Origin of the sequence: Peribacillus sp. NPDC006672, assembly GCF_050274955.1 — a bacterium.
In the GTDB taxonomy this organism is placed as follows: Bacteria; Bacillota; Bacilli; order Bacillales; family DSM-1321; genus Peribacillus.
The window spans coordinates 15,510-28,431 of record NZ_JBNNOR010000022.1 but is presented as its reverse complement, the minus strand read 5'-3'; the positions used below and the strand labels follow the sequence as shown (position 1 = coordinate 28,431).

12 protein-coding genes are annotated in these 12,922 nt (G+C 40.9%); 10 read left to right on the top strand and 2 right to left on the bottom strand.

Features of this window, described 5'->3' with window-relative positions; genetic code table 11:
* The first annotated feature begins 4 nt into the window (after positions 1-4).
* Entirely contained in the window at positions 5-850 is an 846-nt protein-coding gene (locus ACQKKK_RS23385) for a VOC family protein (RefSeq protein ID WP_427619484.1), read from the top strand.
* A gap of 29 nt (positions 851-879) precedes the next feature.
* On the top strand, positions 880-1,566 hold the full coding sequence (locus tag ACQKKK_RS23380) for an FMN-dependent NADH-azoreductase (RefSeq protein ID WP_427619482.1): 687 nt from the start codon (positions 880-882) through the stop codon (positions 1,564-1,566).
* 81 nt (positions 1,567-1,647) lie between these two features.
* Here ACQKKK_RS23380 and ACQKKK_RS23375 read toward each other — a convergent pair whose 3' ends face one another.
* Positions 1,648-3,060, bottom strand: a complete 1,413-nt coding sequence (locus ACQKKK_RS23375) for a sigma-54 interaction domain-containing protein (protein WP_427619481.1) — start codon at positions 3,058-3,060, stop codon at positions 1,648-1,650.
* A 375-nt stretch (positions 3,061-3,435) separates the two neighbouring features.
* Here ACQKKK_RS23375 and pruA point away from each other — a divergent pair, with 375 nt between their 5' ends.
* The 6 genes from pruA (at position 3,436) to ACQKKK_RS23345 (ending at position 9,249) form a co-directional block, all read left to right on the top strand.
* Positions 3,436-4,983 carry an L-glutamate gamma-semialdehyde dehydrogenase gene (gene pruA, locus ACQKKK_RS23370; protein WP_427619479.1) on the top strand — a complete coding sequence of 516 codons (1,548 nt, stop codon included), beginning with the start codon at positions 3,436-3,438 and terminating at the stop codon, positions 4,981-4,983.
* A gap of 18 nt (positions 4,984-5,001) precedes the next feature.
* Complete coding sequence (locus ACQKKK_RS23365; RefSeq protein WP_427619477.1) at positions 5,002-6,195, top strand: ornithine--oxo-acid transaminase; 1,194 nt, start codon at positions 5,002-5,004, stop codon at positions 6,193-6,195.
* A 22-nt stretch (positions 6,196-6,217) separates the two neighbouring features.
* On the top strand, positions 6,218-7,483 hold the full coding sequence (locus tag ACQKKK_RS23360) for a Glu/Leu/Phe/Val family dehydrogenase (RefSeq protein ID WP_427619475.1): 1,266 nt from the start codon (positions 6,218-6,220) through the stop codon (positions 7,481-7,483).
* A 37-nt stretch (positions 7,484-7,520) separates the two neighbouring features.
* Positions 7,521-7,775, top strand: coding sequence for a hypothetical protein (locus ACQKKK_RS23355; RefSeq protein WP_427619474.1), 255 nt, complete (start codon positions 7,521-7,523; stop codon positions 7,773-7,775).
* Positions 7,776-8,272: 497 nt separating this feature from the next.
* Positions 8,273-8,944: a DUF975 family protein gene (locus ACQKKK_RS23350; protein ID WP_427619472.1), complete on the top strand. Its 672-nt coding sequence runs from the start codon at positions 8,273-8,275 to the stop codon at positions 8,942-8,944.
* Between the two features lie 125 nt (positions 8,945-9,069).
* A complete protein-coding gene (locus ACQKKK_RS23345; protein ID WP_427619470.1) occupies positions 9,070-9,249 on the top strand; it encodes a hypothetical protein in 180 nt (59 codons plus the stop codon).
* On the opposite strand, the gene ACQKKK_RS23340 is transcribed toward ACQKKK_RS23345, so the two are convergent.
* Positions 9,217-9,468, bottom strand: coding sequence for a hypothetical protein (locus tag ACQKKK_RS23340; RefSeq protein ID WP_427619469.1), 252 nt, complete (start codon positions 9,466-9,468; stop codon positions 9,217-9,219). The two genes, ACQKKK_RS23345 and ACQKKK_RS23340, sit on opposite strands and share 33 nt — an antisense overlap.
* Before the next feature lie 453 nt (positions 9,469-9,921).
* On the opposite strand from ACQKKK_RS23340, the gene ACQKKK_RS23335 reads away from it, so the two are divergent.
* Together ACQKKK_RS23335 and ACQKKK_RS23330 are read left to right on the top strand one after the other, a co-directional pair.
* On the top strand, positions 9,922-11,157 hold the full coding sequence (locus ACQKKK_RS23335; RefSeq protein WP_427619544.1) for a cytochrome P450: 1,236 nt from the start codon (positions 9,922-9,924) through the stop codon (positions 11,155-11,157).
* A 1,053-nt stretch (positions 11,158-12,210) separates the two neighbouring features.
* Positions 12,211-12,873 carry a phosphatase PAP2 family protein gene (locus ACQKKK_RS23330; protein WP_427619467.1) on the top strand — a complete coding sequence of 221 codons (663 nt, stop codon included), beginning with the start codon at positions 12,211-12,213 and terminating at the stop codon, positions 12,871-12,873.
* The last annotated feature ends 49 nt before the right edge of the window (positions 12,874-12,922 follow it).

The following is a 12,922-nucleotide window of genomic DNA, read 5'->3' as shown; positions in this document are numbered from 1 at the left end:
CAATATGGAGAATTTTCATCAAAAACCAGTAACTTTTGTTGGAGAAGTCAGTATAAATGTTTTGGATTTGAAGAATGCCATCACTTTTTATCAAGATATCATCGGTCTTCAAGTATTGAAGAAAACAGAAAGGCAAGCTGTTTTAACGACAGACGGAAAAACCCCGTTGCTTACACTTGAGCAGCCTGCTGATGTGACTCCGAAAGAAGGGCGGACCACGGGTTTATATCACTTTGCCCTTTTGCTGCCGACCCGTGCCGCCTTATCGAATTTTTTACGACATTTACTTCAAACGAAATATCCATTTGGAGCGGCGGATCATGAAGTGAGTGAAGCGCTGTACATTACCGATCCGGACGGCAATGGCATCGAAGTATACTCTGACCGGCCATCCACTGATTGGAGATGGGCCGATGGGGAGGTTGCGATGGGCACGGATTCGTTGGATGGGAATGACCTTCTGGAAGAAAGTAATGGCGAGTGGAGTGCACTGCCTGCAGGTACATTAATGGGACATATACACCTGCATGTATCAGATTTACGTAAAACGGAGGAGTTCTACATGCAAGGTCTTGGGTTTACCGTTGTGAATAGATATGGAGGAGCGCTCTTCACTTCCACCGGGGGATATCATCACCACATCGGGTTGAACACTTGGAATGGTGTTGGCGCTCCGGCTCCCAAGGAAAATAGTGTGGGGCTAAACTGGTATACCCTCGTTTTTCCAGATGAAGAAGCGAGAAACAAAGTGATGGAACAACTCAAAGGAATCGGGGCTGCCGTCACGGAAAAAGAAGGGTTTTTCGCCGTAACGGATCCATCTGGCAATGAGATTCATTTAGTCGTCTGAATTTAAAGCAGAAAGCAAGGGTGAGGATAATGGGATTCTTAAGTAGATTATTTGGGAATAAAGAAGCAACAGCAGAGGAGAATGGAAAAATGACAAAAGTATTATTCGTTAAAGCGAACGATCGTCCTGCAGAACAGGCAATCAGCCCGAAAATGTATGACACATTCTTAGAAACATATAAAGAGACCCACCGTACAGATGAAGTGACCGAGTTGGATTTATTTAAAGAAGAACTTCCTTACTATGGGAATACTGCCATTACTGGTTTGTATAAACGTAATCAGGGTCTTGAACTGACAGCTGAAGAGGAAAAAGCGGCAAATCTGGTTGACCAATATTTAAATCAATTCCTAGCCATGGATAAAGTGGTATTCGCTTTCCCTCTATGGAACGCAACGGTTCCTGCACCGCTGATCACATACCTTTCCTATTTGGCACAAGCAGGTAAAATGTTCAATTATACGGCGGAGGGACCGGTTGGGTATGCTGGCGATAAAAAGGTCATGCTATTGAATGCCCGCGGTTCGGATTATGCATTGGAAGGAATGGCTTCTGCTGAAATGGCCGTGAATTTAGTTAAAAATATCATTAGCCTGTGGGGAATCAACAATCCGGAGGCAGTGGTCATTGAAGGACATAATCAGTATCCGGATCGGGCTCAAAAAATCATCTTGGATGGTTTGGAAAACGTTGCAAAAGCGGCTGAAACATTCTGATTGCGAAGTTTTTATAATGACATAGTTACAGGATGAACAGGCAAGAAGGCCCCCATATATCAATGGGGGCCTTTTTGGTGGTTATTTGTCCTGATACTTTTTCAAACGGTATTGAAGACTTTGGCGGCTGATATTTAGGGCTTTAGCTGCTTGAGAGATATTCATGCCATGTTCCTTTAATATCTTCTCCAAGTATTGCTTTTCAGTATTGGCGATATAATCATCAAGAGATAAGGTCGACTCCTGTAGATTTCCATTTGTTTGGACATCTTTTTTCTCAGGATGAATGTCTTCAAAATGGGTTTTCTTTCTAAATAGAGTGGGAAGGTGATTGGTGGAAATCTTTGTATCGCCTGGTTCCATTAAATTCATGGCCCCTTCGATGATATGTTCAAGTTCCCTTACGTTCCCTGGCCAGTCATAATCATAAAAAAGAGAGTAGACCTCCTCGTTGATCCCTTCAATATTCAATTCGAACAGCGCATTGAATTTCTCGATGAAGGATTGTGCCAGCAAAGGAATATCCTCTTTCCGTTCACGAAGAGGTGGGATGAATAACGATACGACGCTTAATCGATAATATAAATCCTTTCGTAAATGATCATTTGAAATGGCATCTATTGGATCTTCATTTATCGTTGCTATAACCCGTACGTCAATTTTCTTATCTTTTGTATCCCCGACACGGCGAATCGTCCTTTCTTGAAGGGCCCTTAATAATTTCGCCTGCAGATTCGGGTTTAACGAATTGATTTCATCAAGAAGAATGGTCCCGCCTTGTGCCTGTTCGAATAAACCAGGCCTTTCAATCGATCCGGTGAAGGCCCCTTTCTTCGTACCAAAAAGAATTCCTTCAATAAGACTATCTGGAAGGGCAGCACAGTTTTGGCTAATGAAAGGATGTGTCGAACGGCTGCTGCCATTATGGATGCTTTGGGCAAAGAGTTCTTTTCCGGTGCCCGTCTCCCCGACGATGAGGATGGAGGATGTCGTCCTGGTCGAACGCTTGCTTTTTTCAATGACATCCAGGAAATTCTCACTGGTTCCGATGATGCTGTCAAACGTATATTTCGTATCGCCCTTATTCAAGATATTATCTTTAATGATTCTTTCAAGATTCGTTATATCCTTTGCCACTTCAATGGCTCCGATGATATTTTGACTCTGATCCAAAATCGGAAATGTATTATTGATGGTTGTAATTTCCTGTCCGAGATTATTGAAGTAGGTCTGCTTCGAGTTTTCGGTTTTCCTTCCAGAATGAAGCGCCCGTATTAATGTGCTCTCCGTTTCCTCCTTGAATATAAAGATCTCGTGAATCTTTTTCCCTAATACCTCTTCTGAATCCATGCCTTCAATTTCAGCCATTTTTTTGTTATAAACAATGGTTCGGCCTTTTGTATCGATTATGTGTATTCCGATATCGATTACATCCACAAGCGAGTGGAGGATGGTTTGGAAACCTTCTATTTTAACGATTTGATCTAAATACATGGATGCCTCCCGTTTTTATTCATTTCCTAGAGCTATTGTAGTGGAATTATAGAAAAGGTGCAAATAAAATTTGCATAGCAATGTATTTTTGCATTGAAGTGCAAAAATATTTTGCGGAAAAAGTGAAAAAAAGCTCTTTTTTATGATTTTACACGTTGGCATGAATCTTGCATTAATAAAAAGTGTAAGATTTAAGCGAAAAAAAGGGGTTAGAGCAAAAAAAAAATGGCATGCTATGTCAGTTTTTCCCCATAAGTGCTGAATTTCATTGCATATTTCATGAAAAAACATTGTTTTTCTGAAAAGTTGGCACGGAACTTGCTTGTTTAATAAGCGAGAAGAAAAAAATATAAAACTTTAGGGAGATGAGCCATAATGGTCCAACCATATAAACACGAACCATTTACTAATTTTAAAATCGAAGAAAACAATAAAGCTTTTCAAGTGGCATTGAATGATGTAGCTAATGATTTAGGGAAGCAATATCCGCTAGTCATTAATGGTGAAAAAGTGTTTACTGATGAAGTCATTACCTCTGTAAACCCTGCAAATAAAGAAGAAGTTATTGGAACCGTATCCAAAGCAAATAAGGATCTTGCTGAGCAAGCCATGCAAGCGGCAGATAAGACTTTCCAAACTTGGAGAAAAACGAAAGCAGAAATGCGTGCAAATATATTATTCAGAGCAGCAGCCATCGTTCGGAGAAGAAAACACTACTTCTCAGCTCTATTGGTTAAAGAAGCAGGGAAGCCTTGGAATGAAGCGGATGCTGATACAGCGGAAGCGATCGACTTCATGGAATACTATGCACGTCAAATGCTGAAGCTTAAAGACGGAATGCCAGTGGAAAGCCGTCCGATTGAACACAATGCATTCAGTTATGTTCCACTTGGTGTCGGTGTCATCATCTCACCTTGGAATTTCCCATTTGCAATCATGGCAGGCATGACGACAGCGGCTCTTGTTTCAGGAAATACCGTCTTATTGAAACCGGCCAGTACAACACCGGTCATTGCAGCTAAATTCATCGAAGTGTTGGAAGAAGCGGGATTACCTGCAGGAGTTGTGAACTTCATTCCAGGAAGCGGTGCTGAAGTTGGCGATTATTTGGTAGATCATCCTCGTACACGTTTCATCAGCTTTACCGGATCTCGTGATGTCGGAGTCCGTATTTATGAGCGTGCGTCAAAAGTAAATGAAGGCCAAATTTGGTTGAAACGTGTCATCGCTGAAATGGGCGGTAAAGATACGATCGTTGTTGATAAAGAAGCTGATTTGGAATTGGCAGCACAATCCATCGTCGCTTCCGCATTCGGATTCTCCGGTCAAAAATGTTCTGCTTGTTCACGGACAGTCATAGTGGAAGATGTATATGACCAAGTATTGAATCGTGTCATTGAATTAACGAAAGAAAAAACGGTTGGGGAACCAACAGACTTAAACAACTTCATGGGTCCTGTTATCGATCAAGCCGCTTACGACAAAGTCATGAGCTACGTTGAAATCGGTAAAAAAGAAGGGAAACTTGTTGCAGGGGGAGAAGGGGACAATTCAAAAGGTTTCTTTATCCAGCCAACGATCATTGCCGATGTGGATGAGAATGCACGAGTCATGAAAGAAGAGATTTTCGGACCAGTGGTAGCGTTCTGTAAGGCAAAAGATTTCACTCATGCAATCGAGATTGCCAATAACACGGATTATGGATTAACAGGTGCTGTCATCTCGAACAATATTGAACATATCGAACAGGCACGTGAGGATTTCCACGTAGGTAACTTGTACTTCAATCGCGGCTGTACTGGTGCCATTGTCGGATACCAGCCATTTGGCGGATTCAATATGTCAGGTACAGATTCAAAAGCGGGCGGTCCTGATTATTTAGTTCTTCACCTTCAAGGAAAAACAACATCTGAAACACTATAATTTTTAGGGGGAATCAACATGACAACAGTAACGGATAAATTAATCGAGCAAACAGAACAATATGGTGCAAACAATTATAATCCACTTCCAATCGTCATTTCAAAGGCAGAAGGAGTTTGGGTGGAAGATCCTGAAGGAAACAAATATATGGATATGCTAAGTGCCTATTCAGCAGTGAACCAAGGTCACAGGCATCCGAAAATCATCGACGAATTAAAAAAACAAGCTGATCGCGTAACATTGACGTCCCGTGCATTCCATAGTGATAAATTAGGCCCATGGTATGAAATGGTTTCACGCATTACGCAAAAAGACATGGCGCTGCCTATGAATACAGGTGCTGAAGCCGTTGAAACAGCAATCAAGGCTGTTAGACGCTGGGGTTATGATGTTAAAGGAATCGCAGAAAACCAAGCTGAAATCATTGCTTGTATCGGGAATTTCCATGGCCGTACAATGGCAGCCGTGTCCTTGTCGTCCGATGAAGAGTACAGAAGAGGCTTTGGACCGATGTTACCAGGGATCAAGCTTATCCCTTATGGCGATCTTGATGCATTGAAAGAAGCGATTACACCGCAAACGGCTGGATTTTTAATCGAACCGATTCAAGGTGAAGCGGGAATCATCATTCCGCCTCAAGGATTCCTAAAAGAAGCTTACGAATTATGTAAAGAAAATAATGTCCTATTCGTTTCTGATGAAATTCAGTCAGGACTTGGACGTTCAGGAAAAATGTTCGCCTCTGACTGGGATGGAGTAGTTCCGGATATGTACATTTTAGGCAAGGCGCTAGGCGGCGGGGTTTTCCCGATCTCTTGCGTAGCTGCAAACCGCGAAATCCTTGGCGTATTCAATCCTGGTTCCCATGGCTCTACATTCGGCGGTAATCCATTGGCATGTGCGGTTTCCATTGCTTCTTTGGAAGTCCTTGAAGATGAGAAGCTTGCGGAACGTTCATTGGAGCTTGGACAATATTTCATGGATAGTTTAAAAGAAATCAAGAATCCAATGATTAAAGAGATCCGTGGTAGAGGCTTATTCATCGGGGTTGAATTGACAGAAGCTGCAAGACCTTATTGTGAGCAGCTTAAAGAAGAAAAACTGCTATGTAAAGAAACACATGATACAGTCATCCGTTTTGCTCCGCCATTAGTGATTACAAAAGAAGATTTGGATTGGGCGATCGAACGCATTAAAAGAGTTTTATCCTAATTTCCCTATGAGGTGAATTCCATTGAGTACAACGATCAAAGAAGAAAAAGAAACTGCCAGCTTGCTTGAATCAACACAGGTCGTAATCAAGGAGGCGCTGGAAAAGCTTGGCTATTCTGATGAAGTGTTCGAGCTTTTGAAGGAACCTCTTCGTATGCTGACCGTCCGGATTCCGATTAAGATGGATGACAATACGACGAAGATATTCACTGGGTATCGTGCCCAGCACAACGATGCTGTTGGTCCGACAAAAGGTGGAATCCGTTTTCATCCCGAAGTCGATGAGGAAGAAGTCAAAGCACTTTCAATGTGGATGAGTTTAAAATGCGGAATTGTGAATCTGCCATATGGCGGAGGAAAAGGCGGCATCATCTGTGATCCGCGCCAAATGTCCATTGGTGAATTGGAAAGACTTAGCCGTGGGTATGTTCGGGCGATCAGCCAAATAGTTGGGCCGACTAAAGATATTCCGGCCCCGGATGTTTATACGAATTCACAAATCATGGCATGGATGATGGATGAATACAGTAGAATAAGAGAACACGATTCTCCTGGTTTCATTACAGGTAAGCCACTGGTTCTGGGCGGTTCACACGGTAGGGAAAAGGCGACTGCACAAGGAGTCACCATCTGCATTGAGGAAGCGGCAAAGCGTAAGGGTATAGAATTGAAAGGTGCACGCATCATCGTCCAAGGGTTTGGGAATGCAGGAAGCTTTTTAGCCAAATTCATGCACGATGCAGGTGCGAAAGTGATTGGGATTTCGGACGCATATGGTGCCATTTATGACCAGGATGGTCTGGATATCGATTACTTACTTGATAAAAGGGATAGCTTTGGAACGGTAACGACACTATTCGATAATAAAATCACCAATCAAGAGCTTCTGGAACAAGATTGTGATATTTTAGTGCCTGCTGCCATTTCCAATCAAATCACCAAAGAAAATGCACATCTTATCAAGGCCCAAATTGTCGTGGAGGCAGCGAATGGACCTACCACTTTAGAGGCAACCAAGATCTTGACGGAACGCAATGTGCTTCTCGTACCCGATGTATTGGCAAGTTCAGGCGGTGTAACTGTTTCTTACTTTGAATGGGTTCAAAATAATCAAGGTTATTATTGGGAAGATGAAGAGGTCCAAACCAAATTAAAAGCGTTATTGGTCAACTCATTTAATCAAGTATATGAAATGTCCGAGACTAGAAAAGTGAATATGAGGCTGGCTGCATATATGGTGGGTGTCAGAAAAATGGCAGAAGCCTCGATATTCCGTGGCTGGGTTTAAGCTTTAGTCTAATAATGGAGAGTGGAGGAGTGATTCCGTGTTAAAACCGATTCATACCATCGAGTGTGCTCAGGATGGTACCATCGAACAAGTTTACGTTCAAAAGAATTCCTATGTTTATGAATGGGAGAGGCTCTTTTTAGTGAAAACGAAAGATGGGAAATTGATGGATGTTTCAATTGGTGCAAGTGGTCATATTACTGAAATTAATGTCTCGGCAGGGGATCCTATAAATAGAAAGCTTCCTTTAGCTTTGCTCCAAGACGATTTTGTTATAACAGGCTCTGATTGATTATAGGAAAGAGGGTGTTCCAAGGCGGAAGCGATTTCTGCTTTGGGATACTCTTTTTTTGTTGTGATCAAATAAATGGTGATGACAAAGCCAGGAAGGAAAAAAGAACTGTATAAAGAAAAAACTTTTAACCAAGATAAATAAAAGCGCCTTCGCTGACCATACACCTTAACATGGTATGGTTTCGCGAAAGTATTTTTCATTTGGAAGGGCATATTGCCATATTCCCTTTCATAAACTGTTATACAAACAAGCCAAGTACCATTTAATGGCCCTAAGGGGAGGTGATCATGGTTGCTCGAAACCGGTTAAGCCGTTTTTCTTTATCCGTGAGTGCTTTCTAGGAATTTAAGCCCATAGCTAGGAATATTATGTTAAAATACAAAGTGAGATTTAGACATCAATTAAATAGTGGTTTTTCTGAATTCATTGATATTTACAATGAAATGGTGAATGTTCAGAATTCTGCCGTTTAAAAAAGGGGAGTTAATCAGAGTATGAGAATCACAGAATTAAAAAGGAAAGCCCTTCATTCGTTGGGAGGTAAATGGGGAGTAGCAGTTTCGCTTATGTTGCTCTTGTTCTTGATCAATTTCATTTTACCTTTAATTGTCGATGTGATCGGAAGCGGTGGGTTTTCACAATGGTTCATGCAGGAAGAAACGACGTTATGGTCTGATATCTTCAGCATGGTCTTTTCCATTGCCTTAATCCCGCTAACCATTTCAGTCACTTGGTTCTACCTGAATTTGGTTAGGGAAGGAAACCCTGATATTCCAGAAGTATTCGCTATCTATAAAGATGGAAAAACTTCTTTCAAGCTTATTGGGGCATCCATCTTACAAGGTATTTTCATTTTTTTATGGTCATTATTATTAATCATTCCCGGTATCATCAAAAGCTTCGCCTATTCGCAGGTGTTTTTCTTATTAAAGGATCATCCAGAATACACCGTGCTTGAAGCCATTACAGAAAGCAGAAAAAGAATGAAAGGCTTGAAATGGAAGTATTTCCTTATGCACCTAAGCTTCATTGGTTGGGGCATCCTTTGCATGTTCACTATAGGAATTGGCTTACTATGGTTGATTCCTTATGCAGGAACAACAATGGCTGCATTTTATAATGAATTGATTGTGCCTCAAGATGACGAACAACAAATAGAGGTTTGAAAAATCAACCGATAGCAAATGGCTATCGGTTTTTTTATTCTCGATTCTCCTTAAAAAGGTTAAACTGTTAATTTTACCTGGTGTATAATAGAATACTGAGAATGCCATTTTAGGGGGATTACATAGTGAGTAGTTTTAATATTGCTGATCTGATATACCAATTGTTTTGCCTTGTATTTCTAATCCTGATCATAGTTGGCGCCGTATCCCTTTTCCGTTCCATCAAGCACCGTAAAACCAGGCTGGATATCATGGAAAAGAAAATGGATGATTTACATGAACTGATTAAAAGAGGCAAAAATTGATGGCTGCATCATACAGCCGTTCCAACTGCAGGCAAGCTCGATGAAAATCGAGTTTGCCTGCAGTTTTTTTCTTTTTAAAAAATTCCAGTTGATTTCAGAAATTCGCTCCTTTTCCGCAAGCGCCTCCGGGGTCTCGGCTAGCAGTTTCGGCAGGAGTGTCGCAAATTTCTTCAACCTAGTAATGGTTTCATCCATATAAATGCGGGGAAAGTGTGTCAAAGGGAGACCCCAACAGGCGCAAAGACCGCCCGCTGAAAGCGGGTGCCCTGCATTCCAATCAACGTTCAGAATTTACGAACTCGGCAATGATAAAAATAATCTATACTGAAATAACTTAGTCAAAAGCACTTTCTCCGAATTTGAAAAAGAGGATTGGATTATAAGTATCAATTAAGAGACATAAAAAAATAGAAAAAGAAAGGGAATTGTCAAAATAAGCAGTTTTACATAGGGGTGTTGGGATTGTGGGGCAAATTTCATGTGAGGGTGCTGGTATGGAAGATGCATGGTCTGTTGCGGTGTTTTACCCTATAATGGAATAGATTCATGTTTAAGGTAAATGGTAAAAAGTCAATCAGGAATGCTCGACCCTATAACAAATCGACTGAGACTTAAGAATACTGAACATTCGAACCTTTTGTTATGTATCTTTGAGAAGTGGGAGGAGTCGGTATCATGAAAGAAGTTATTGCAATAAAAGAATTTACTAGGTTTAAAACACGTGCGGAGGAATTTAGTCCGTACGCTTGGTGTAAACGGATGTTAGAAAATGACCCCGTGAGTTATCACGAAGGAACGGCTACGTGGAACGTTTTTAAATATGAAGATGTTAAGCGTGTTCTCAGTGATTATAAACATTTTTCGAGTGTTCGGAAACGGACTACCATATCGGTTGGAACGGATAGTGATGAAGGCTCAATCCCTGAAAAGATCAAAATAACTGAAAGTGATCCACCTGTGCATAGAAAACGACGTTCACTGTTGGCCGCAGCATTCACACCTAGAAGTCTTCAAAACTGGGAACCTCGCATTCAGGAAATTGCGGATGAATTGATCGGACAAATGGAAGGGGAAACGGAAATCGATATAGTACAATCATTGGCGAGCCCGCTTCCGACCATTGTGATGTCAGATTTAATGGGTGTTCCCTCAAAAGATCGTTTACTGTTCAAGAAATGGGTGGATATCTTATTCCTTCCTTTTGATAAAGAAAAACAAGAAGAAGTAAATGAATTGAAGCAAGTGGCAGCAAAAGAATACTATCAGTATTTATATCCGATTGTTGTGCAAAAACGATTAAACCCGGCAGATGATATCATCTCAGATCTCTTGAAGGCGGAAGTGGATGGGGAAATGTTTACGGATGATGAGGTTGTCCGCATGACCATGCTGATTTTAGGAGCAGGGGTCGAGACAACAAGTCATTTACTGGCCAATACCTTCTATTCCCTGCTATATGATGACGTTGAAGTTTATCGGGAATTACATGAAAACCTGGATTTGGTTCCGCAGGCGGTCGAAGAAATGCTCCGTTTTCGATTCCATCTTATTAAATTAGATCGCACCGTACAGGAAGATAACGATCTATTGGGAGTGGAATTGAAAAAAGGGGAAAACGTGGTTGTTTGGATGAGTGCAGCTAATTTGGACGAAGAGATGTTTGAAGACGCATTCACCCTAAATATCCACCGCCCTAATAATAAGAAACATCTAACATTCGGAAATGGTCCTCATTTCTGCCTGGGAGCTCCGCTAGCGAGGCTGGAAGCAAAGATTGCGCTTACTACCTTCCTGAAGAAATTCAAGCATATTGAAGCAGTGCCATCGTTCCAGTTAGAAGAGAATCTTACCGATTCAGCCACCGGGCAAACTTTGACATCACTGCCGCTTAAGGCACGCCGTACTTAAAAAACGAAAAACCTTGTGCACTAACCTGCATAAGGTTTTTTTCGTTTTAGCAGGACCGCATGGCATAAATGGTGAATGGATTTCTTTGATAAATGACTTAAAAAAAGCCTTCAATTTAAGGTGTGTAATAGTCCTAGTTTGTCTAGCGGGTATATACTTCATTGTCCCTGATTATCGATTGCTATTTTCGTATTAATGGTTCTATTTGGAGTATACCAGTTAGTTATCGGGGCTAGTCTAAAGGCTGTAACTACCTAGACTCAAAACCTTGGAGATTTAGCAGTTTTATTTACTTCTGGACCTTTGGAGCACCAATATCATAGTAATAACAACAAAATAACTGCTGTGATCAAAAATAAAGACTGAGTAGATTTATGATTCGGGTTGAAGTATATTAAGCACTCATTGTGATGCATACAATGGCTATCAACACTAACAGCAACTTGAAGACTTTCACTTTTAACTCACCATTTTCATAATTTATTGTGGTTCCCAAGATAGGATAATCTTGCCTGTGCTTTTTCGATCCATTCTTTTGATGGTTCAACACCAATCACCTTGCGCCTTTATTATATAAAGGCCTGCCCAGAACCCCAGATCCAAAACCTAGGTCTGCCCCTGAACCTCAGCAGAGTTCATTCCCCTCATTTTTAAACTTTCCATCAATTCATCCGCTAAATCATTTCTCCATTCATGCTTCTTTTTTCATTTGGTTTGAGAATGAAAATACATAATATGTATATTTTGATTATACTATAATCGATAATTAGGATAACGTGATTTGTAAACAAACTGGTAAGCGAGACCCTGGATGAAAAGAAACGAAACCGAAGATGTAACGATACATGTAAATGTATGAATCTAAAGTAACCTGAAGTTGAGGTGATAATGATGAATAGGGTAGTATGAAAAAGTAGATGGATTTGTGCTCCGGCATGTCCTCTTGGAGAGGTTTGCGGGCGATGAAGCCTTTACATTCTGCCTGTAATGAAGAAGGTTAGGATAAAATAGATATTCCATTTGAAACGGTTTCAAAAGTGAAAGGATGTTATTATGAAATTAAAGCAACAATTAACCATTGCCTTTATAGTAAGTGTAATTTCTTTAATAGGGTTCAGTTTCATTGCATTTACCATACGTGCAAATGAATACCTGAAATTTGATGAAGACGTGATTTCCTTAGTACAGGGATTGGAATCGCCCTTACTAACGAGCATCATGAAGTTCTTTACTTACATAGGTTCAACCAGTGCCTTGATCATCCTTTCTTTGTTCATATTGTTTTTCTTATATAAGGTTTTAAAGCATCGCTTGGAACTAATTTTATTCAGTGCTGTCATAATTGGTTCACCTCTTCTCAATTTGATGGTTAAGCTTTTCTTTCAACGCGCCCGGCCCGATTTACATCGACTCATCGATATAGGAGGGTACAGTTTCCCTAGTGGACATGCCATGAATGCATTCTCTTTATACAGTATTCTCACATTCCTGCTATGGCGTCATATTACCGCTAAGTGGGCAAGGGTTCTATTGATTCTGTTCAGCATGGCGATGATCCTCTCAATAGGTATAAGCCGAATATACTTGGGAGTCCATTATCCTAGTGATATCATTGCTGGATATTTGGCGGGTGGTTTTTGGATTGCGAGTTCCATTTGGTTTTTCCAAAGGTATCAAGACCGACGGAAGAACAAAGAAATAACGGGACAAGATTAGCAGCCGGAGGGAACAGTGTCAGCTGTTGACTCAAAACAGTTAGGAGCGA

Excerpts from the sequence above, each read along its gene's own strand:
- ACQKKK_RS23365 (WP_427619477.1), top strand. The coding sequence starts at position 5,002 with ATGACAACAGTAACGGATAAATTAATCGAGCAAACAGAACAATATGGT.
- pruA (WP_427619479.1), top strand. The coding sequence starts at position 3,436 with ATGGTCCAACCATATAAACACGAACCATTTACTAATTTTAAAATCGAA.
- ACQKKK_RS23330 (WP_427619467.1), top strand. The coding sequence starts at position 12,211 with ATGAAATTAAAGCAACAATTAACCATTGCCTTTATAGTAAGTGTAATT.
- ACQKKK_RS23385 (WP_427619484.1), top strand. The coding sequence starts at position 5 with ATGGAGAATTTTCATCAAAAACCAGTAACTTTTGTTGGAGAAGTCAGT.
- ACQKKK_RS23380 (WP_427619482.1), top strand. The coding sequence starts at position 880 with ATGGGATTCTTAAGTAGATTATTTGGGAATAAAGAAGCAACAGCAGAG.
- ACQKKK_RS23350 (WP_427619472.1), top strand. The coding sequence starts at position 8,273 with ATGAGAATCACAGAATTAAAAAGGAAAGCCCTTCATTCGTTGGGAGGT.
- ACQKKK_RS23375 (WP_427619481.1), bottom strand. The coding sequence starts at position 3,060 with ATGTATTTAGATCAAATCGTTAAAATAGAAGGTTTCCAAACCATCCTC.